Raw genomic sequence first — 19,480 nt, 5'->3', positions numbered from 1 at the left:
GACCAAAGCCTTGACGAACGCATCGCCCGAGCGGACCCGAAGGGCCGCACGATGCCCTAGCCTCAAGCGGCCTTGACGCCGGAGAGGAAGCTCGCGACCTCGTGGTCGAGATCGCTGGAGTGGCGCGCCAGCTCCTGGGCGGCGCCCAGCACCTGATGCGCCGCGGCCCCGGTCTCGCCGGCCCCGTTCTGCACATCCGCGATGCTGCCGGTCACCGCCTCGGTGCCGCGCGCGGCTTCCTGCACGTTGCGCGAGATTTCCGCCGTCGCCACACCCTGCTCCTCCATGGCGGCCGAGATCGACACGGAGATCTGCGACATCTCGCCGATCGTGCGGGCGATGTCGTGGATCGCCTGCACCGCTTCGGCGGTCGCCTGCTGCACCGCGCCGATCTGGGTCGAGATCTCTTCGGTTGCCTTCGAAGTCTGGGTCGCGAGGTTTTTCACCTCGGAGGCCACGACTGCGAAGCCCTTGCCGGCTTCGCCTGCGCGCGCCGCCTCGATGGTGGCGTTGAGCGCCAGCAGGTTGGTCTGGCCCGCAATCGTGCTGATCAGCTGCACCACGTCGCCGATGCGCTCGGCCGAGGCCGCCAGCGCCTGCACGGTCTCGTTGGTGCGCCGGGCATCGGACACCGCCTGCTCGGCGATGCGCGAGGACTGGCCGACCTGAGAGGCGATCTCGCGGATCGAGATCGACAGCTCCTCGGTGGCGGCCGCCACCGTCTGCACATTGGCCGAGGTCTGCTCCGCCGCGGAGGCGACGCTCACCAACTGGCTCGTGGTCTGATCGGCCACGGACGTCATCGACTGGGCCGTGGCCTCCATCTCGGTGGCGGCTGCCGACAGCCCTTGCGTCAGGGCCGAGACCTTGCTCTCGAAGCGTTGCGTGAGCGCGTCAAGCACGGCGGCCCGGCGCATCTTGGCGCCTGCCTCTAGCGCCGCGGCCTGATCCGCCGCCGTCTTGGCAATCATCGCCTCCTTGAACACCTGCACGGCAGCGGCCATCCGGCCGATCTCATCCGTGCGGCTGCGAGCTGGGATTTCCGCGCTCGTGTCGCCGGAGGCGAGAACACCCATGGTCGAGGTCAACGCCTGCACGGGTTTCACCAGTCCAAGGGAGAGATACCAGGCGCAGCCGATCAGGACGACAAGCAGGCCCGCGGCCAAATACCCGGCTTCGAACACACGATCCATGAAGATTGCATCAAGATCATCGGTATAAACACCCGTGCCAATAACCCACTGCCAAGGCGAGAAATCGAAGGCATATGCGATCTTTGGGGACGGTAGCGTCTCCCCGGCGCGCGGGAACTGGAAGTTCACGTATCCGCCGCCTCGCTTTGCAGCGTCAATGATTTCCGCATTGAAGCGGACACCGTGTGCGTCCTTGCTGTTCAGCAAGTTCTTGCCTTCGTTCTTGGCATTTCCGCCGTGAACGAGGTTCAGGCCCTCATAGGTATAGACAAAGAAGTAATCGTTGTTCCCGAAACGAATGGCCCGCATCTCGGCCTTGGCGCGCTCCTGAGCAGCTTCCTTCGTAAGGAGGCCCGCATCCGCGTCGGCGGCGAGACTCTTGATAATGGACACGACAGCCTGGACTTGGGACGTGATTGCCTGTTCACGCTCACGATAGATGGCGCTGCGCAGGGCGAGGACTTGAACCGCGATAGCGATCAGGCTGATGAGAACGGCGACGGCAACCAGCACGCCGAGGCGCTTGGAAATCGTAAACGACATGAGTTCTGCCCGGTATATGTTCTTGCTTTTTCGTCTACCCGTGCTGCCGCGAGAGACCTTCGCCCCAATGCCGCGATCGATCAGGTTCCTTCTGCATAACGATCCAGGCTTGTCTGGCGCTTTCTAGTCTCTCGGGGCGGAACTCAAACCAACCCTCGGCACCATTGCCATAAACAATGCTCCGGTCTGGTTCAGGCACACCGGATATGCCTATTCTGAAACCAAGAACGCTTGAGCATTTGCAGAACCGCCAGACGGCTGCGGAAAATCTCCCGCTTCTTTCGCCAGCCCCGAACCCTGCATGCGCCAGGCGACGACGGCGAGCCAAGACATCCATGCCAGGCTTAAGACCCAGGCCAGCACGATCGCGACAGAATGCATCAGCGAGAAGCCGCCGGAGCCGACCACCCAGCCCTGCACCAGGTACGCGAGGCCGGAAAGTCCCATCAGGTATCCTATCGACCGCGGGATCCCGGATGTCCGCACCATCGCGGCCGCGAACAGGAGCAACCCGAGTCCCAGCGCGAAGTCCTGGTAGCTCCTCACCCCCCACTCGAGCCAGCGGATGGTTTCAGCGCTTGCAAAGCGCGCCGCCTTCTCGGCTTCCGGGGCGTTCGCCCACGCGTTCACCGCCTGCTTGAGAGCGACGCCGTCCACGGCTTGGAGGACGCCGTACAGGGCCAGCGTCGCCGCGATCGACGCGGCACCGAAGCCACCCGCCCATCTCACCGCCTCAACCTGGATGTTCAGGGAGAAAACCAGGGAGAGCAGTCCCGCCAGCATGATCGTCATGCTCGCAAACTGGCCGAGGTGCACGGCCGTCCAGATCCCATCGCCGGCATACGCGGCGAAGATGGCAGGATGATTGTTGGCGTCCCCGCCGGCGTGAAATTGCGTGATCACGATGAACAGGAGTTGTCCCGCGAGCAGCAGGCTGGCCGAAAGGCGCAGCGACATACGCGGGCTGAATGTTCTGTTATTCATAACCATGCTCCACGTCCGATCCATCGGACGACGCCGAAATGTATCATCTTCATCGCGTGACATAGAAGTGCATCATCATAGCGGTGTGGTGCCTTGAAAGGCTTCCCGCAGCCCCTCCAGACAATGCTTCCGCTGGGATGGACGACAACAGGATCCCTTGAGGGCTCGCAGCCGACTCCTGTCGGACCTTCGGTCCTTTCACAGCAATCCATTCTACACGGTCCCGCGCGGGTCTTGACCTTACCATCGTGGGAAGCCCCAGGCTTTCCATTGCTCATCGATGCAGATGCGGAGAAACACCATGACCGATGCCCGGATCGTCAATGCACATGAGGGCCACGCCCATCATCACGACCATGGCGGTCATGCCGGGCACCGCCATCCTGGCGGCGAGCCGAAGGGAGACGCCGGCAAGATGAAGGATCCGGTTTGCGGAATGATGATGGACCCGCACACCACCCCACATCGGGCTCAGTACGAGGGCAAGCCGTACTCCTTCTGCTCGTCCGGCTGCCAGTCGAAGTTCATGGCCGAACCCACGAAATACGCCAATCCTGCAGTGGCCAGGAAGGTGGAACCTGTACCTGAAGGCACGATCTACACCTGTCCCATGCACCCCGAGATCCGCCAGGTCGGCCCTGGCTCGTGCCCGATCTGCGGCATGGCGCTCGAACCGGTCGTTGCGACGGCTGAAATCGGCCCAAGCCACGAACTCGTCGATATGACACGCCGGTTCCGGATCGGCCTGATCCTGGCTCTGCCCGTCTTCATCCTGGAGATGGGCGGGCATCTTTTCGCGTTCGATCACGTGATTCCCCGCACCCTCTCCAACTGGGTCCAGTTCGCGCTGGCAAGCCCGGTCGTGCTCTGGGCCGGATGGCCGTTCTTCGAGCGCGGCTGGCAATCGCTGAAGAACCGCAGCCTCAACATGTTCACGCTCATCGCCATGGGCACCGGCGTGGCGTGGGCGTACAGCGTGGCCGCGACGCTGGCGCCCGATATCTTCCCAGCTGCCTTCCGTGGGCACGATGGCTCGGTCGCGGTGTACTTCGAGGCGGCCGCCGTCATCACGGTCCTCGTCCTGCTCGGCCAAATCCTGGAATTGCGCGCACGCGAGAGCACGAGCGGCGCCATCCGCGCGCTCCTCGATCTCGCCCCCAAGACAGCCCGGCTGATCCGCGAGGACGGAACCGAAGAAGAGGTCCAGCTCGATACCGTCCAAGTGGGCGACCGCCTGCGGGTGCGCCCCGGCGAGAAGGTCCCGGTCGATGGCATCGTCGTCGAGGGGCGCAGCTCCATCGACGAATCGATGGTGACGGGCGAGTCAATGCCCGTGACCAAGGACGTCGGCGCCAAGGCCATCGGCGGCACCATGAACCAGTCCGGTAGCCTCGTCATCGAGGCGCAGAAGGTCGGCCGTGATACGATGCTGTCCCAGATCGTCCAGCTCGTTGCTGATGCCCAGCGCAGCCGCGCCCCGATCCAGCGTCTGGCCGATCGGGTCTCGGGGTATTTCGTGCCGGCGGTCATCGCCGTGGCGCTCCTGGCCTTCGCGGCGTGGGGAATCTGGGGACCGGAGCCCCGGCTCGCCTTCGGCCTTGTGGCGGCGGTGTCCGTTCTCATTATCGCTTGTCCCTGCGCTCTTGGGCTCGCTACCCCGATGTCGATCATGGTGGGCGTCGGTCGCGGGGCCCAGGCCGGCGTGCTGATCAAGAACGCCGAGGCGCTGGAGCACATGGAGAAGGTCGACACTCTGGTCGTCGACAAGACCGGTACGCTGACCGAGGGCAGGCCGTCAGTCACCGCCATCGTCCCGGCGCAAGGCTTCACGGAGGTCGAGGTGCTGCGCCTGTCCGCGAGCGCCGAGCGGCCGAGCGAACACCCGCTCGCCCTCGCCATCGTCGAGGCGGCCGAAAGGCGGGGCGTCGCAATGGCGCCGGTCACTGACTTCGACTCGCCCACCGGGCAGGGAGCGCTCGGCATGGTCGAGGGCCGGCGCATCGTGCTCGGCAGCGCCAAGTTCCTGGCCGAGCACGGCATCGATGTCGCTCCCCTGGCACAAAAGGCCGACCGGCTGCGCGAGGACGGCGCGACCGCGATCTTCGCCGGGATCGACGGGAGGGTGGCGGGTGCCATCGCCATCGCCGACCCGGTGAAGGCCTCAACGCCCGAGGCGCTGGCCGGCCTGAAGGAGGAGGGCATCTGCGTCGTGATGCTGACCGGCGACAACTGGGTGACCGCCAATGCGGTCGCGCGCCGGCTCGGAATCGACGAAGTCGAGGCCGAGGTACTGCCTGACCAGAAAAGCGCCGTAGTCGAGAAGTTCAAGCGCGAGGGCCGCGTGGTGGCCATGGCAGGCGATGGCGTCAACGATGCACCGGCGCTGGCGACAGCCGATGTCGGGATCGCGATGGGCACCGGCACCGATGTGGCGATGGAGAGCGCGGGCGTGACCCTGCTGAAGGGCGACCTGACCGGAATCGTGCGGGCGCGGCGGCTGTCACATGCCACGATGGGCAACATCCGCCAGAACCTGTTCTTCGCTTTTCTCTACAATGCGCTCGGGGTGCCCGTGGCGGCAGGCGTGCTGTACCCGATCTTCGGCATCCTGCTCTCTCCGATCATCGCGGCGGCCGCCATGGCTTTGTCCTCGGTCAGCGTGATCGGCAACGCGATCCGCCTGCGCATGGTGAAACTCTGACCTCGCGCAGGGCCGGTCGGGCGGTCGCTTCATGAACTCTACAGGCACCGCTCAGAACAGTTTCCCGGCCCAGCTGAGGAACACCATCCGATGAGACCGTCGCTTTCGAAGCGGAACCGGCAAGACGACTTTCAAGACGACTTTATGGTAAGACGACTCGGCCGGCGGAAGCTATCTCCGCAAAGGTTCTCCTTTGAGAGCCAGCCTTGCCAGTTCGATGGCGGTGCTCCGGAGCTCATCGTCCACGTAATCGCCAGCATTCACCTGGGCCGGCGACACGGAGGGCTCCGAGAGCCGATCCCCTTCAACTGAGAAGGTATAGGTTCGTCCATCGGGCGTGAAAGTCAGCACGATCCGGTCGCCATGACGCTCAAGGTGGAAATCGTCGGTCATCGGTGACTGCATCATATCTCTCTCCGTGATGATGCGATGGTGGCCCTTACGAGGCATCGGCGAACGTCTTCAGTCGGCTGGAGCATCGAACGCGGGAAGTGGGAACCGGTTTCGCGTGAAAAGATGCTCACAAACATAGACTGACGGCATCGGATGTGGGTTCGGGCCCGATTGCCGCTTGACCTTACCATCGTGGGGAGGCGCAAGGATACCAGCAGCATCACCAAGTACCCGAGACCCGCCCATGTGCGATAGCAGCCCGAAGGAAATCCCCATGCTCGACCGCCGCCGCTTTCTGACCATTCTCGGTGTCTCTGGCGTGGTCCTCATGACGGGACGCGCCTCCGCGCAGGCAGCCCTGCCGAAGATGGTCGTGACCAAGGATCCGAACTGCGGCTGCTGCAGCGGCTGGGTCGTGCACATGGAAGCCGCCGGCTTCCCGATGGAAGTTGTCACCACGCCCCACGTCGACCAAGTGAAGGTTCGGCTCGGCGTACCCGAGGCTCTCGCCTCCTGCCACACGGCCGAGGTAGAGGGCTACGTGATCGAAGGACACGTGCCGGCAGACGCAGTCAAGCGACTGCTGGCCGAGAGGCCCCGGGCGAAGGGATTAGCCGTTCCCGGCATGCCGATGGGTTCTCCCGGAATGGAGATGGCCGGAACGGAGCCGGACACCTACGACGTCATCCTATTCGGCCCCTCAGGCCAGACGGCCTTCGTTCGCTACCGGGGCGTGAATCGCGTTTGATCCCCTGCAGCCAACGCGGCAACGCCACCACGGACCAGATTGCATTGTTCGGCATCGCGGGCGTCTGTTTCCCTACGATCTCAGCGTGCAGCGGCTGAGGTCGTCCGTATCGATTGGTGCAGGGCCTACCCGGCACGCCATTCCGGTCCGCGCTCCGGTCTCGCTTCCGCAAGTGCGCGACGAACTCCCTCGGCATCATGATCTGTCGCGTACACCGGGGTTCCTGGCTGTTGCCGCCAGGACTCGTCCAGGCCTCCAGCGTCGACGCCATCGAACCCGAGTTCGTCGACAATCCGAAGCACAACGGCTTTGGCCTCAGGATCATCCCCCGCGACCGGCAAGGCAATGCGACCGGGGGTGCCTCGCGGTTGACCGCGCTCGAGCAGGTGCCGAGCATAGATGTTGTTGAACGCCTTGATCACCGGCCGGCCCAGTTGCCGCTCGACCCATCGGCTTTCAGGCATCCCATTTTCGATGTCGTCGATACGACCGTCGCGCTGCTGCGGATAGTAGTTGCCTGTGTCGATGACGACGACATCGGCACCGACACCATCGAACAAACCGGCCGGCAGGTCAGGAATGTTCTTCTCCGGGATCGTGACGACGATGAGATCCTTGTCGCGCACTGCCTCCGCGACCCAAACCGCCTTGGCCCCGGTTTCCTGCGCCAAGGGGGCGAGCGTCCCAGGGTCCCGCGAGTTGGCCACGACCACCTCGTGCCCCAGCGCAGTCAGGCGCCGGGTCAGGTTGCCCCCGATGTTCCCTGCACCGATGATTCCAATCCTCATGTCTGACTCCCTTGGAGTGCGGTTCTCCGAGCCGAATGTCGATCTTCGAGATCCAGGCGGATTCGCGTGTCGACAACCCGGAGGACCAGGGCGAACGTCACAGGATACAATCTAGGGCGCCCCACTCGCTGGACATTGCCCCGGATGATGACCCAAAGCGCCCGCCCGCTTTCAGGAATCTGAGCCGTGCCGATTGTTCCTGCCTCGCACGGTCATCCTGCTGGAGCATCGTGCGAAGAAGTGGAAACCGGTTTTGCATGAAAGCATGCTCGAACACAGAGGCTTACTGCATCGGATATGGGTTCGATGTCACGTCCGATGCCGTTGAGTGATGGCCCCTATAGGGAAACGTCGGCATCGGCCGTCAATCGACTTCCGCGAGAAACTGTCGGATCTCGTCTGTCAGCCAATCGCGCACCGCACAAACCTTGGGCTGATGCCGATCGCCCGGGCGATAGACAAGGTCGTAGCCACGCTCGGCATTGAGCCGTAACTGGGGAAACGGGGCAACCAGCCGTCCGGCAGCAAGGTCTTCCGCCACCAGGGCGCTGCGTCCCAGGGCCACGCCCTCCCCGCGAATGGCTGCCTCGGTCGCCATGCTGCCATGACTGTAGATCGGGCCACGTCCCCTGGGAACGCCATCCACCCCCGCCATTGCAAACCATTGCTCCCAGTTGGCCAGCATACGGTCGTCATACACCAGGCGGTCTTCATGCAACAGCCTGCACTCGGCTAGGCTCTCAACCGACGGCAGTCCACCCATCTTGGCTCGATAGGCCGGGCTGCACACCGGCGTGATCGTTTCTTCCAGGATCCGCTCCGCGACGACGTGCGGATAGCGGCCAATGCCGTAGCGCACCGCTGCATCGATCTGCCCGTTGGACAGGTCGACATTGGTATCCGTTATGTCGAGATGGATATCGAGTTCGGGATGCCGAGCCATCAGCCGATGCAGGCGTGGCCCTAGCCACTTGCTCGCGAATGAGATCCCTGTGCTGATGGTCAGCCGCCCTGCACTCTTCGGCCCACGGAGACTTTCGGCTGATCGGGTCAGGTCTGTAAGGAGGCGAGTGACGGCCAGGAGGAACTCGGCCCCCTCGTTGGTCAGGACGATCCGGCGGGTCAGGCGCAGAAACAATGCTACGCCAAGATGATCTTCGAGGTTCTTGATGTGCCGGCTTACCGCCCCGTGGGTGACATGTAACTCCTCTGCCGCCAGCGTCATGCTCAAGAGGCGTCCGGTTGCCTCGAAGGCGCGCAGGGTTTGCAGAGGGGGAAGCCGGTCAAACATGGGGCCACACGCGTGAGTGTGGCTCACACGTTACGTGAGAACAAATGGTTTGTCAGCCATATTCCTCCATTCTACCAATCGGGACAGACGCGATGGCGTCACTTCACCTCCGCGCGGGGCAGTTCATGTCGAGCCAGAGCACAGCGGGCACCTCTCCTGTCCCTTCCCTTTCGCCTATCGCCCCCCGCCATGCGACCCCATCCATGCGCAGCCTCGCGGCGATGCTGCTGCTCGCAATCATGTGGGGACTGTCCATTCCGGTCACGAAACTCGGCCTGCTTACACTGCCGCCGCTGACGCTGACCGCGCTCCGGTTTGCCATCGCCGTGCCGTTACTGGTGCTCTTCACCCTTGGCAGAAAGCAACCTCCCTGGCGAGCGCTGCCCAGCATTGCGGCACTCGGAGTCTTGGGCATCGGCGTGGGCCAAGTCGCTCAGGCCTTTGGCGTCGCCGGCACGTCGGCTTCGGTCGGGACCATCATCTCAGCCGCCATTCCCATCTTCGTCGTGATGTTTGCAGCCCTCAGACTCAAGCAGCCCGTGTCGCGTCGGCAAAAGCTGGGATTGCTGGCGGCCTTCGCCGGCATTGCGCTGGTTGCGTTGGGAAATACGAACGAGACAAGTGTCGTGCTCCAAACCAGCATTGCCGGTGCCGGTCTCATGTTGCTCTCCGCGCTTGCCGTCGCGTTCTATTATGTCTGGAGCGTCGAACTTTCCCACGAATACGGAACCGTCACCGTAGCGGCCTGGAGCACCCTGTTTGGCTTCGTTGCGCTGCTGCCCTGGGCAGGCTGGGAGATGTGGCACGTTCCATTTCACGTCACGGCCCAGGCGCTCTGGGCTGGGGTCTATCTCGGGCTCGCAGTGAGCGTCGCGGGTCTGTTCCTGTGGCTCAACATCCTGCGCACAGTTCCGACCGGGACTGCCGCCAGCGTCCAGTACCTTCAGCCGGTGTTCGGTGTTGCCGCTTCATCCGCGATATTCGGCGACCGGATCGGGGGCCTTTTTGCCGTCGGCGTGACTTTGGTCCTGGGCGGTCTCGCTCTGGCCATAAGCTCTCGCAGCAAGACTGACCAAGCGACTTGAGATGTCGCCGTAGTGTCGGCGGAGACCCTATGATCTCGCCTGGCTCGAGCATCGGACGTGAAAGGTGGAATTCACTTTTTGGGATCGAATCCGATGCTCTCTTCTTAGAGGAGCGCATCGTTTGAGCGGACCCGGCGGGCCGCGCTAACGGAAACCAGGTCCACTTTATCGCACGATGAGCTACCAGACAGAATAGAATTGCAGCTCTCGGTATCGGTCGGGCCGTTTGCCAACGTATCAGTGCTCGACTATCGGCCGGGACCTCACCGCTACTTTTGGTCCTCGATCATGATGAGTCGAGCTGTCCAGATCGTCCCAGCGACTGTCGCACGGGCTTCAACGCTTCACTTGCAATGGGCAAAACGGGCGCAGTCGATCAGAGCCAAACCAGTTCCAGGACGGTACTCAGAATGCCATTCGCTACCGCCAGGACCGCAAGAGCGGTCAAGACGCCAGGAATGAACATGCCTGCCCGGCTCGGACGCGTGGCGCTCATCCATTGCGGCAACGGAGCCGCCTCCTCGTGAGGATCGCGCAGCTCCCGTAATCTATCGACAGCTGGTTTCTTAGAAAAGGGAAGGATGTGCCGCACAGAAGCACCACCAGAGTTGCCGCCTTGTGGAGTGGTGGCAATCTCGAACGGAATCGCACTCGCCAGCCGATCTCGCTCACCAGCAACATTACCTGCAGAATCGAGGTACCACGCGTGATGGAGTGGCAAGCCATCGTCTGCATCAGCGAACAAACGCATTTTCTCATTCGTCATCGTCACAACTCCCCAATGAAGACAGGCGGCCGAAATGTCCTACGACCGGATGCTATGGCCAACCCTAGGCACTCTGTCGTCACGCGGCATGCCGCTGATAATCGGATCTGCCCTCGCCTCCAGCCGGCAGCTTGTGGCTCGCAGTAATCAGTCCATGGAGGATCTCCAGCACGGCAGCTGGATTCGGTTGAGCGAGGATGATGTCGCCATGATCGGATGGTCTGGCCTCGGGCGCCGCGACGACGGCGGGACGTGTCGGATAGCTGTCGTGATACTCATCGGCAAGAATCCAGCCGTCGATCAGCATGGGCATGTCGGCCCGGGTATAGAGCCAGTCGATGGGCTGTTGCCAATCCCGTAGGATGAGAAATGCCTCCTCGCCCGTGACCGCCGTAACCACCTTGTATCCTATGCCTCGGAGCCACCGGATGAGCGCCTCCCGGAAGACCGGATTGTTATCGACGATAAGAATGCGATCGTAATGGTTCGTATCCACGATGGCCTCCCACGCACGTTCTGTCTCGGATCGTCTCGTGCCATTCAGTTCAACGGGCCGTTCGGAGTCACTTAGCTTCAGAGACCTCGCTGATCTGAGCTTTATTCCCGCAACGCGCTCGCCTCAGCAGATTGGGCTTAGTCACTGTGCTCAATCGCACCTGCCGACAGCCCGGCCGCGAAATTATCGGATCTCGGGGGAATAAACCTGACGTTCATCCAGTCTGGATGGAGAGCGCAGCATCAGCATCGAGAGCGCCGAATGTCACTAACTCCTCGCCCTGGGGCCCTCGCCCATGATCAATCGAGGCATGGTCCAGCGAGCCACTTGGAGCGCTTTGCCCATGGGTTCTCTTCAGCGGCACGAGAGGTCCAATCATGAATGGCAAGGCGGAAATCTTGCGCATCGCCTTTCCGGGGGCACTCATGACAATGATCCCCGCGTCGGGCCAACGGTTGGCAGGTCCAATGGTCGACCAACGGCCTTCGAGCCCCTCGATCGCATCCGGAGATGTGACAGCCAAGGACGATGAGGGTACAATTCCGCGACGCGCGGAGGAACCTGTGCCGGTCTCCTTGTCGCCTTTAACAGCTAAGCAAGCCGATCTCGCTGGACGTTTCCGCGAACTGATGCTCCCGCACCTGGATGCCGCGTACAACCTGGCGCGCTATCTCCTGCGAGACCCTGTCGCTGCGGAGGACGTCGCGCAGGATGCCTTCTTGCGGGCGTTCCGCGCCTTCGAAGGGTACAGGGGCGGTGATCCGAAAGCCTGGATCCTGGCGATCGTGCGGAACTGCTGTCACACCTGGGCAAAAGCCTCGGCGTCGGACCTCATGGTTCCGCTTGAAGGCACCGGGGCGATTCCTGGGGATGATCCGGTCGATGCATCGGAGCGCGCCACCGGACTGATCGACCCCGCGGACAGCCCCGAAACCGCCGTCGTCCGGCACGATGAGATTGCCACCATGAGGGAGTTGATCGAGGACTTGCCCTTTCCCTTTCGGGAGACGCTGATTTTGCGTGAACTCGAGGAACTCTCTTATCACGAGATTGCTGAAACGACGGGGACACCGATCGGCACCGTGATGTCGCGCCTTGCCCGAGCCCGGCACCTGCTCGCCGAGGCTTGGCGCCGACGGACTGCAGACGGAGAGGAGACTTGATCATGACAGTGCCCTGCTCTGACATGAAAGTTCTCCTACATGGACACCTGGACGGGGAACTTGATGCCGCCAATGCCTTTCGGGTCGAGGATCACTTGAGAACCTGTCCTGTCTGTGCGAGCGAATATCAGCACCTCCAGGAGCTTCGGGCCATCCTCGGGCAGGAACCGATGCGATATCGGGCGCCCGATGCACTCCGGGCGCGAGTGCTGAAAGCTCTTGAGCCTGCCCCGATCTCCACGAGCGCACCGGCGAGTGCCCGCTGGTGGCAGCGCTTGTGGCAGAAACAGCGTCTTGGCATCCCTGTCGCTGCGTTTGCGGCGGGCCTTGCCGTAGCCCTGGTCGTGCCGCGCTCTTCGCCGGATCTGGCGCAGGAGCTTGTCGCCGAGCATGTCCGATCCCTCATGGCGAACCACATCACGGATGTGACGACGTCCGATCAGCATACGGTGAAACCCTGGTTCGACGGCCGGATCGACTTCGCCCCTCCGGTTGTCGATCTTGCGAATGAGGGCTTTGCGCTGACTGGAGGACGCCTTGACTATATTGCCGGACGGGCCGTTGCCGCCTTGGTCTACAAACGCCGCGAGCACATCATCAACCTGTTCATCTGGCCGGCGGAGAAGAGCGAGGGCGGCATTGCGCAGCCGCAGGCATCGGTCAATAATGGGTACAACATGCTTCACTGGTCCGGCAGCGGAATGACATTCTGGGCGGTTTCGGATCTCAATGCGGCTGAATTGCAAGAGTTCATGCGCCGCTTCCAGGATCATATCGCCCACTAGCGCATCGTGCGGAGCCGGTTGCGATGCTCCTATCGACCCACTCAGCCCGCCCGGCGCGTCACCGACACCGGATGAGCCTGTCGGGGAATCGTGCTCCATCACGGTCATGCCAAACATGCAGCCTGCAACCACGGGATCTTCCACAAAGTGGAAAGGGATTTTGACGAGACCGGAAAGTGGTCGCTCTGAAGTCGAAGGAAAGTGTCACGGCCCCGTGAAGGAGGATCGGGGCCAGCAGGAACCGTCCTTCAAGAAAAAGAAGAAGACCGGCTATCTTTGACGAAATGACCTATCGTCCGCGACATTGCGATCTCCCGCTGCGGACCACAGCGGAAAGAGGTGAGCGACGTCATCGCTCACCGAGTAGGATCAAGCAGCTATTTTCCGTCTAGCGCTTTCTCAAGGTCCTCGCGCTCCTCGCAACCACCTGGACAGAGTTTGACCAACGCGGCGAGTTGCTCCTTGGCTTTGTCGATATCACCGGTCTCGACATAGAGCTCACCCAGATACTCTCGGGCCGCCTTGTAATCGGGCTGGAGCTGAAGTGCCTTGTTGTAGTAGGTCAGCGAGGTTTGATAATCGCCTGTCTTACGAAGCGTATATCCCATCAGGTTGTAGATGTCTGCCTGCTGCGTGTCTTCAGCCAGCCCACGGAGTTCTTCCAGCGCTGCGGTATAGTTCTCTGCCTTGATTTTGTCTCGCACGGCAGTCAGATCGACCGAGCCGGTCGACGTGTCGTCATCGACTGCGAGGGCAGCGCTGCTTATCAGGACAGGCGTGAGCGCCAGCGTGGCCAAGAGAGCCACGGACAAGAGAGAGGTTTTCTTTAACATGGTCGATCCTCGCTTGGCGGGTTAAATCTCTACCGGGGCGAACGCGTAGGCATTGCCATCCTTCACGAACGTGCCGATCCCGGGGAACGGGAAGTGGGCGCCGCAGATCATCATTCTGTCCGCGATCACGCGGTCGATGATCTGGTGGCGGGCCGTGACTGCCATTGGCCCGTCCTGATCGTAGCTGCCCTGCCATTCTGGATGAGGCGCAAGAAGAGCCGGAACATACATGGTGTCGTTCGACACCATCAACTGATCTCTGCCAGACGTCACCAGGAAGACGGAGTGACCGGGCGTATGTCCGAAGGCTTCAAGGATCTGAATGCCGGGCGCGACCTCAACACCGCTCTCGACGAGCCTCCAGTTCTTCCACGTCGGGAAGATATCGGCGATGCGCTTTCCGGCTTGGCGGCGGCCTTCCGGAAGTCGTTCGAGAACGCCCTGTTCCGTCCAGAATCTGTACTCGACACTATTCACCACCAATTCGGCTTCAGGGAATACTGCGGCGTTCGTGCCTTTCTCCATCAAGCCCCACACGTGGTCGGGATGGAAGTGAGAGATCAGGATCGTGCTGATCTTTCTTCGATCGATGCCGGCAGCCTGCATGTTGGCAGGCAAATGGGTCGCATTCGCCTGCCATTGACCGACACCGGACCCAGCATCGATCATGATGTATTTGTCGCCGATCTTCAGGACCAGCACCGTAAGCGGGATCGGCATGAAGTCGGTCGTCAGTCCGGCCGTGGCGAGCGCTGCCTTCGTCTGGTCGACAGTCGCATTCTTGATGAAGGCTGGATCGTGGGGTTTGCGCCAGATGCCGTCATAGACGGCGGTCGCTTCGATCGAGCCGACCTTGTACTTGTAAAAGCCTATTGTCGGCTCGACAGGCGTCTCTGCATGTGCGTCGGCAATCAACGCCATGGGGTTGGGCAGCCCGAAAGCCGCCGCCATGGCCGCGCTTACCAGAACGCCTCGGCGTGACAGATTCAACATCCCGGTTCTCCGTCAATCGAGGGATCGAGGAGCTGTGTGGACAACGGGTCTTGTCACAGCCCCTGCCAGCAAGACTATGGTGACGGCAGATTTATTCCCGGGACGGGGAACGCAACCTTATGGACGACCTACAGCATCGAACGTGAAATCGAACCCACCTCCGATGCCGTGGAACGGCTACGGCAAGGTCAGTTGAAAACTGACCTCGCTCAAAATCTGGCTGCCTGTTCGTGCACCGCCCGAGGCAGTGACCCGAGCGCACTGGTGCCAGAGAAAGCTGCGAAGCTGGATAAAGTGATTGCGATGGTGGCCGCGATCATGAAGACGGCGTCGGCTTTCTTGAAGCCTGGCGCATTCAGGACCGTCCGTGGCCCATCGGGTGAGAGACCGCGCGCTTCCAGCGCGACCGCGGTTCGTCCGGCCCGGCGGATCGCGAAGGCAAGCAGTGGGATCACGAGAGACATGATTTCTCCCGGTCCCGGCACCCGCCGGATGCGGCGTCCCGTTTTCATGGCACGGGCGATCCGCATCTGCTGCGCTTCCGATGCTAGATCCGGAACAAGCAACATCGCGGCAAAAAGGGAATAGCCGATCCGGGGCGGCAATCGGGCATGAACCATCAAGGCGCGCACCAAGGAGCCGGGATCGGTGGTCAGGGCGAAAAATATCGAGATCATCCCGCAGGCGATGGCACGAAAGAACAAGGTGAGCCCTGCCGAGAATGCCGGAGAATGCAGGAGGGCTTCGCCAGCCATGCGCGTGGCGAAATCGCTGTCCTGCCGAAACAGCAGGCTGGTGGTCAGAAATCCGAAGCCAAACAGGCAGAACGGCACCATCAGGGCCAGAAGAACCAGTGGCGACGTACGATTGAGAACGAGGAGTGAGAAGCCTGTCAGGACGATCAGGGCAATCTGAAAGCGCGCATCGAAGACGAGGACAGACGCCACCAGCCCAAGAATGCAGACGATAAGCTTACTGATCGGGTTGAGAGCCTTCAGCATGACGCAACCCGTCGCAGCCAGTGCAGGGCTCCGGCGCAGGATGGCTCTGCCAGTCCGGCGCGCTGGAGGAGAGCCGTGTCCCCCATCAGCGCCTGCGTCGGGCCATCCGCTAGAATACCTCCTTCACCGACGAGGATTGAACGGGGGCAAAGACGCAGGGCGAAATCCATGTCGTGGGTGATGACGGCGATGGCGTGCCCCTTCCCGTGCAATGTCAGGATCTCGCTTATGAGCGTGGAGACGCCATGGGCATCGAGCCCTGCCGTCGGCTCATCCAGGACGAGCAGCGGCCAGCGGCCCGAAGCCGTAAGGGCCGCAAGGGCCAATCTTCTCTTCTGACCTTGTGACAATTCGAAGGGATGACGGTTCTCGAGTCCGGAAAGCCCCCATGCAGCCAAGGCTTCCGCCACACGTTCGGCCTTAGCAGTCCCAGCCATCTGCTTGGGAAGTGCATCCAGGATCTCGCCGCGGACCGTCCCCGCGGTGAACTGGTTCTCAGGCCTCTGGAATGCATAGCCGCCCTGTGCGCCGGTTCTATTCCCTGCCTTCAACGGAAGGAGGCCGGACAGGCAAAGACCGAGCGTCGACTTGCCCGCCCCATTCGCCCCCAGAAGGCCGAGAATCTCGCCTTCATGGATGGCCAGATCGATGTTGCGCAGGACCGTTGGGCCAAGGAACGGTGCACAACAGGCATTCACGAGCCGCGCCAGAACAGGAGCACCCGGTGGCGTCTGGAAGCGGCGCTCTGTGTACTCGGCCACGAAAGCCTCGACAGCCGGAAGGGCTCTTTCGATATGCTCGCGAGGAGCCGTTGCGGGATCGACATGTGCCAGGGCCTCGTCGACGGACAGTGGCGCAATTGGAGGCGCAATGCCCGCCTCTTCCAAGCGCGCGTCGAGGGCACTCGCCACCGGGCACCAGATGCCTTCCATCGTCAGAAGGTCGCGCTTGGCGCGGAAGATGGCCCGCGGATGGCCGTCGGCCATGATTGTGCCGTCTCTGCCGAGGACGACTGTCCGGTCGATCTGCCGGATCAGACCCTCCAGCCGGTGATCGACGATGAGAACGCTTCGGGACGAGTCATGCCGGGTCAGCAGGGCGTGCAGGCGGTCCGCTGCCTGCGACGCAAGATGCGCCGTCGGCTCGTCAAGCACGAACAAGGGGGCATTCTGCACAAGCGTGGCGGCCAGGGCGACGAGTTGCCGCTCGCCCCCCGATAGAGTTGACGATGGGCGCTCGCGCCAGTTCTCTGGGACTCCGACCCGACGCATCGCCGCCGTGACGCATTCCGCGATGCATGTGGGCGACAGGGCGCGGTTCTCCAGGGCAAAGGCGATCTCGTCCTCGACCCGCATCCCGCAGAGCGTCTGGTCCGCGTCCTGAAAGTACTGCGCCACCTGCGTCGCCCAGGCCCAGGGCTGTCTCGTCGCGACATTCGTCCCGTAAAGGCAGGTATGCCCGCTGACGGTCGCGGGAATGCTATTGGGCACGAGACCGGTCAGTGTCAGCAGGAGCGTCGACTTGCCCGAGCCCGAAGGTCCGAGAAGGAGCACGCGCTCGCCCTGCCGGATTCCCAAGCTGATTGGCCCGACCGCCTGCCGGTTGGCGAAAGGATACTGAACCGTCACCTCGCGCCATTCGGCTGTGAAACCGCTGCTCGCTCCTGGAGGAGCCCATCGTTCGGAGCGGACCCGCAGGGCCGCGCTAGACGATTGCGGATCGCTTCTCATGATCGATGGCCAGACCGGCAAGAGCACCGGTCCTGTAGAGCGCTTCCACAATGACGTGTCCAAGCCACCCGCCCAAAAGCGCGCCGCTCAGGCAACGCAAGATGAACATGGTAACCAGGATGCCGGGCTGGAGAGCTCCATAATCGAAGCGGACCCAGGTGTAGATGAAGGAGAAAATCGCGGCACCGACGCCTGCCGCCATCAACACCGGCAATGAGTAGTTGCGCCACCGGGTCGCGGCAAAGACAGCCTCCGCGCCTGCACCCTGAACCGCACCCGTCACCAGAAGTAACAAGCCTGCAGGGCTGCCGAGGAGAATCTGCACCGCTGCAGTCAGCACCTCCGCCGCGAAGGCTACGCCTGGTTTGCGGATGACCGCGGCGGCCACGATGGAGGCGATGAACCAGAAGCCCATCACCACATCCATCGTCACTGGGCCGAAGACCGCCTGGGCAATGAGCCAGACCTGCACCCAACCTAGATAGAGGACGGCAAAAACCGCTCCGAGAACCGAGACGATAAGGATTTCCCTCAGCGTCCAACCTCGCGTACCGGACATGATTGTCTCCATGATCTGGAGTTGATGGATGATTGCCTAAACAGCGGTGGGGCTGTTCGCCGAAACTTTGAGATCGAGGGCGACATGGCCCTGCGGTGCGCCGAAGCGCAGGAAGGCCTCGCCCAGCGTTGCGAAGACGGCGCCCGCATCGCCACGCAGCTTGGTGCAGAAGTTCTTCGACCGTTCGAAGACGCCGGAGCTCTTAAGAAAGTCGATGCAGCCGTAGATCTCGTCCATGTGGTGGCCGCTGCCGAGCGGATACAGCGAGAACTGGGCTGCCACGACTTGGCCCGTCTTGGGCGCCGCCTCGACCTGTCGGAGGGCGGATGCGATCCGCTCATCGAGCGGTTGTCCGTAGCGCGAGTCGTTGATTGGCGTGCAGATCGGATCGTCCGGCTCACCCGGGCACCCGCGCGAGACAGTGGCTGCCAGAACGCAGTGCCCGCCATGGCCTGCCGCCGAGATGAAGAGGTCGCGCATGGCCGAGAATAGCTGATCGGGCGGGCCGACGAGCAGCGTCGAGAGATCGTCGGTTTCGATCCGAAAGCTCGGCCGGTAGGGCTCAAGCGCCGCGATGGCCTTGAGAATGACAGCGACGAAATCGTCGGTCATGGGATAAAGGGAAATCTGTGCGCCGGAAAACATCGTCGTCTCGCTCCGCTGGTATTATCCAGATCAGCTTGAGGGTTCGACGATTTCGCACCGTCATCTCAGCCCCGGCATAACGGAGCACCCCTGTCGATGGGGAGTTTCTAGCACTGATCCTGGCACCAGCGCAACCTCTGCCGACATGCCTTTCTTACGAGGCCTGCATGATCCCTGCCCTACCTGTCTGACGATGTGTCAGACAGGTTCCGAGAGGCTGCATTATCACCGTTGAGCGAGCACGTCGTTCTGGTCCATCCAGACCCTGTGCCGGCCGGCAGCCGCAAGTCGTTTACCGATGAAGGTGAAGGTCGGGGCACCGACCATCGAGCATCGTTCTCGCGAAATCTGGGGCCACTTTTCGCACGAGGCGCTAGAATCTCAGCGCCCAGTAAAGAAATATCCCGAACAGTCCGATGGCTACCATTGCCGTTAACGCGACCCAGGTGTGCCATCCTGGCTTTGGCACATTTCCGAAGGGCATACATTCATCCTCTGAGGGAACAGTGTCGCCCTTCAATGTGCTTGGAATATGTCCTCTGGAAGCCCGTACCTGCGAAGCGGGGAGCATGCTGGTCGACGGACAGCCTCGAGCCAGACGTGATGCTCTGCTTCCCCACGGTACGGGAATGCGATAGCGGCAAGGTGGGCCGCTGGAGCGAGATCCCCACAGAGGACAAGAGCGCGGACGACTACAGGCCCCCGGCGCGTAGCGCATCGGGCGATGTCGTCGTGCTCCAAGGCTGAGCTCCGCGGCAGCGAAGCCGATTCAGTGTTCCGTCA

At 62.2% G+C, this 19,480-nt stretch carries 19 protein-coding genes and 1 riboswitch; of the genes, 6 read left to right on the top strand and 13 right to left on the bottom strand.

The window, feature by feature from the left end; genetic code table 11:
* Positions 1–62: 62 nt before the first annotated feature.
* Together AB8841_RS01970 and AB8841_RS01965 are read right to left on the bottom strand one after the other, a co-directional pair.
* Positions 63–1,736 (bottom strand): methyl-accepting chemotaxis protein, encoded by a 1,674-nt coding sequence (locus AB8841_RS01970; protein ID WP_370434200.1) that lies wholly within the window; start codon positions 1,734–1,736, stop codon positions 63–65.
* A 210-nt stretch (positions 1,737–1,946) separates the two neighbouring features.
* Positions 1,947–2,720: a hypothetical protein gene (locus AB8841_RS01965; RefSeq protein WP_370434199.1), complete on the bottom strand. Its 774-nt coding sequence runs from the start codon at positions 2,718–2,720 to the stop codon at positions 1,947–1,949.
* A 301-nt stretch (positions 2,721–3,021) separates the two neighbouring features.
* Between AB8841_RS01965 and AB8841_RS01960 the strand changes: the two genes are divergently transcribed.
* A complete protein-coding gene (locus AB8841_RS01960) occupies positions 3,022–5,421 on the top strand; it encodes a heavy metal translocating P-type ATPase (RefSeq protein ID WP_370434198.1) in 2,400 nt (799 codons plus the stop codon).
* Between the two features lie 171 nt (positions 5,422–5,592).
* On the opposite strand, the gene AB8841_RS01955 is transcribed toward AB8841_RS01960, so the two are convergent.
* On the bottom strand, positions 5,593–5,829 hold the full coding sequence (locus AB8841_RS01955) for a hypothetical protein (RefSeq protein WP_370434197.1): 237 nt from the start codon (positions 5,827–5,829) through the stop codon (positions 5,593–5,595).
* Positions 5,830–6,088: 259 nt separating this feature from the next.
* On the opposite strand from AB8841_RS01955, the gene AB8841_RS01950 reads away from it, so the two are divergent.
* Positions 6,089–6,562 carry a DUF411 domain-containing protein gene (locus AB8841_RS01950; protein ID WP_370434196.1) on the top strand — a complete coding sequence of 158 codons (474 nt, stop codon included), beginning with the start codon at positions 6,089–6,091 and terminating at the stop codon, positions 6,560–6,562.
* A 125-nt stretch (positions 6,563–6,687) separates the two neighbouring features.
* On the opposite strand, the gene AB8841_RS01945 is transcribed toward AB8841_RS01950, so the two are convergent.
* The gene (locus AB8841_RS01945; RefSeq protein ID WP_370434195.1) at positions 6,688–7,350 is read right to left on the bottom strand and encodes an NADPH-dependent F420 reductase; all 663 of its coding nucleotides are present in this window, start codon (positions 7,348–7,350) and stop codon (positions 6,688–6,690) included.
* Positions 7,351–7,714: 364 nt separating this feature from the next.
* A complete protein-coding gene (gene gcvA, locus AB8841_RS01940) occupies positions 7,715–8,641 on the bottom strand; it encodes a transcriptional regulator GcvA (RefSeq protein ID WP_370434194.1) in 927 nt (308 codons plus the stop codon).
* A gap of 221 nt (positions 8,642–8,862) precedes the next feature.
* Here gcvA and AB8841_RS01935 point away from each other — a divergent pair, with 221 nt between their 5' ends.
* Entirely contained in the window at positions 8,863–9,726 is an 864-nt protein-coding gene (locus AB8841_RS01935; RefSeq protein ID WP_370435504.1) for a DMT family transporter, read from the top strand.
* A gap of 376 nt (positions 9,727–10,102) precedes the next feature.
* Here AB8841_RS01935 and AB8841_RS01930 read toward each other — a convergent pair whose 3' ends face one another.
* The gene (locus tag AB8841_RS01930; protein WP_370434193.1) at positions 10,103–10,492 is read right to left on the bottom strand and encodes a hypothetical protein; all 390 of its coding nucleotides are present in this window, start codon (positions 10,490–10,492) and stop codon (positions 10,103–10,105) included.
* 79 nt (positions 10,493–10,571) lie between these two features.
* Positions 10,572–10,988 carry a hypothetical protein gene (locus tag AB8841_RS01925; protein WP_370434192.1) on the bottom strand — a complete coding sequence of 139 codons (417 nt, stop codon included), beginning with the start codon at positions 10,986–10,988 and terminating at the stop codon, positions 10,572–10,574.
* Positions 10,989–11,386: 398 nt separating this feature from the next.
* Between AB8841_RS01925 and AB8841_RS01920 the strand changes: the two genes are divergently transcribed.
* Positions 11,387–12,151, top strand: a complete 765-nt coding sequence (locus AB8841_RS01920; RefSeq protein ID WP_370434191.1) for a sigma-70 family RNA polymerase sigma factor — start codon at positions 11,387–11,389, stop codon at positions 12,149–12,151.
* Positions 12,152–12,153: 2 nt separating this feature from the next.
* Positions 12,154–12,936 (top strand): anti-sigma factor, encoded by a 783-nt coding sequence (locus tag AB8841_RS01915; protein WP_370434190.1) that lies wholly within the window; start codon positions 12,154–12,156, stop codon positions 12,934–12,936.
* Between the two features lie 377 nt (positions 12,937–13,313).
* Here the strand turns inward: AB8841_RS01915 and AB8841_RS01910 are convergent, their stop codons facing one another.
* The 6 genes from AB8841_RS01910 to AB8841_RS01885 form a co-directional block, all read right to left on the bottom strand.
* The gene (locus AB8841_RS01910) at positions 13,314–13,769 is read right to left on the bottom strand and encodes a tetratricopeptide repeat protein (protein WP_370434189.1); all 456 of its coding nucleotides are present in this window, start codon (positions 13,767–13,769) and stop codon (positions 13,314–13,316) included.
* A gap of 21 nt (positions 13,770–13,790) precedes the next feature.
* Positions 13,791–14,762, bottom strand: a complete 972-nt coding sequence (locus tag AB8841_RS01905) for an MBL fold metallo-hydrolase (protein ID WP_370434188.1) — start codon at positions 14,760–14,762, stop codon at positions 13,791–13,793.
* A gap of 209 nt (positions 14,763–14,971) precedes the next feature.
* Positions 14,972–15,763 (bottom strand): energy-coupling factor transporter transmembrane protein EcfT, encoded by a 792-nt coding sequence (locus tag AB8841_RS01900; RefSeq protein ID WP_370434187.1) that lies wholly within the window; start codon positions 15,761–15,763, stop codon positions 14,972–14,974.
* Positions 15,757–17,493 (bottom strand): ABC transporter ATP-binding protein, encoded by a 1,737-nt coding sequence (locus AB8841_RS01895; protein ID WP_370434186.1) that lies wholly within the window; start codon positions 17,491–17,493, stop codon positions 15,757–15,759. Before AB8841_RS01895 ends, AB8841_RS01900 begins: the two co-directional genes overlap by 7 nt.
* Positions 17,468–18,052: an ECF transporter S component gene (locus AB8841_RS01890; RefSeq protein WP_370434185.1), complete on the bottom strand. Its 585-nt coding sequence runs from the start codon at positions 18,050–18,052 to the stop codon at positions 17,468–17,470. Before AB8841_RS01890 ends, AB8841_RS01895 begins: the two co-directional genes overlap by 26 nt.
* 36 nt (positions 18,053–18,088) lie before the next feature.
* Positions 18,089–18,697: a YkoF family thiamine/hydroxymethylpyrimidine-binding protein gene (locus AB8841_RS01885; protein ID WP_370434184.1), complete on the bottom strand. Its 609-nt coding sequence runs from the start codon at positions 18,695–18,697 to the stop codon at positions 18,089–18,091.
* Positions 18,688–18,799, bottom strand: a riboswitch (TPP riboswitch). (Overlaps the previous gene by 10 nt.)
* Before the next feature lie 501 nt (positions 18,800–19,300).
* On the opposite strand from AB8841_RS01885, the gene AB8841_RS01880 reads away from it, so the two are divergent.
* Complete coding sequence (locus AB8841_RS01880; protein ID WP_370434183.1) at positions 19,301–19,444, top strand: hypothetical protein; 144 nt, start codon at positions 19,301–19,303, stop codon at positions 19,442–19,444.
* Positions 19,445–19,480: the final 36 nt, after the last annotated feature.

Source organism: Microvirga sp. TS319, assembly GCF_041276405.1.
Classification (GTDB): domain Bacteria; phylum Pseudomonadota; class Alphaproteobacteria; order Rhizobiales; family Beijerinckiaceae; genus Microvirga.
The sequence above is the reverse complement of the archived record's forward strand: the minus strand, read 5'-3'. Positions and strand labels throughout refer to the sequence as shown.

What these genes read in the sequence shown, in the direction of transcription:
- AB8841_RS01955 (WP_370434197.1), bottom strand. Translation starts at nt 5,829, where the DNA reads ATGATGCAGTCACCGATGACCGACGATTTCCACCTTGAGCGTCATGGC.
- AB8841_RS01915 (WP_370434190.1), top strand. Translation starts at nt 12,154, where the DNA reads ATGACAGTGCCCTGCTCTGACATGAAAGTTCTCCTACATGGACACCTG.
- AB8841_RS01880 (WP_370434183.1), top strand. Translation starts at nt 19,301, where the DNA reads ATGCTCTGCTTCCCCACGGTACGGGAATGCGATAGCGGCAAGGTGGGC.
- AB8841_RS01970 (WP_370434200.1), bottom strand. Translation starts at nt 1,736, where the DNA reads ATGTCGTTTACGATTTCCAAGCGCCTCGGCGTGCTGGTTGCCGTCGCC.
- AB8841_RS01890 (WP_370434185.1), bottom strand. Translation starts at nt 18,052, where the DNA reads ATGTCCGGTACGCGAGGTTGGACGCTGAGGGAAATCCTTATCGTCTCG.
- AB8841_RS01910 (WP_370434189.1), bottom strand. Translation starts at nt 13,769, where the DNA reads ATGTTAAAGAAAACCTCTCTCTTGTCCGTGGCTCTCTTGGCCACGCTG.
- AB8841_RS01930 (WP_370434193.1), bottom strand. Translation starts at nt 10,492, where the DNA reads ATGACGAATGAGAAAATGCGTTTGTTCGCTGATGCAGACGATGGCTTG.
- AB8841_RS01960 (WP_370434198.1), top strand. Translation starts at nt 3,022, where the DNA reads ATGACCGATGCCCGGATCGTCAATGCACATGAGGGCCACGCCCATCAT.
- AB8841_RS01935 (WP_370435504.1), top strand. Translation starts at nt 8,863, where the DNA reads ATGCTGCTGCTCGCAATCATGTGGGGACTGTCCATTCCGGTCACGAAA.
- AB8841_RS01905 (WP_370434188.1), bottom strand. Translation starts at nt 14,762, where the DNA reads ATGTTGAATCTGTCACGCCGAGGCGTTCTGGTAAGCGCGGCCATGGCG.
- AB8841_RS01900 (WP_370434187.1), bottom strand. Translation starts at nt 15,763, where the DNA reads ATGCTGAAGGCTCTCAACCCGATCAGTAAGCTTATCGTCTGCATTCTT.
- gcvA (WP_370434194.1), bottom strand. Translation starts at nt 8,641, where the DNA reads ATGTTTGACCGGCTTCCCCCTCTGCAAACCCTGCGCGCCTTCGAGGCA.
- AB8841_RS01950 (WP_370434196.1), top strand. Translation starts at nt 6,089, where the DNA reads ATGCTCGACCGCCGCCGCTTTCTGACCATTCTCGGTGTCTCTGGCGTG.
- AB8841_RS01895 (WP_370434186.1), bottom strand. Translation starts at nt 17,493, where the DNA reads ATGAGAAGCGATCCGCAATCGTCTAGCGCGGCCCTGCGGGTCCGCTCC.
- AB8841_RS01885 (WP_370434184.1), bottom strand. Translation starts at nt 18,697, where the DNA reads ATGTTTTCCGGCGCACAGATTTCCCTTTATCCCATGACCGACGATTTC.
- AB8841_RS01945 (WP_370434195.1), bottom strand. Translation starts at nt 7,350, where the DNA reads ATGAGGATTGGAATCATCGGTGCAGGGAACATCGGGGGCAACCTGACC.
- AB8841_RS01965 (WP_370434199.1), bottom strand. Translation starts at nt 2,720, where the DNA reads ATGAATAACAGAACATTCAGCCCGCGTATGTCGCTGCGCCTTTCGGCC.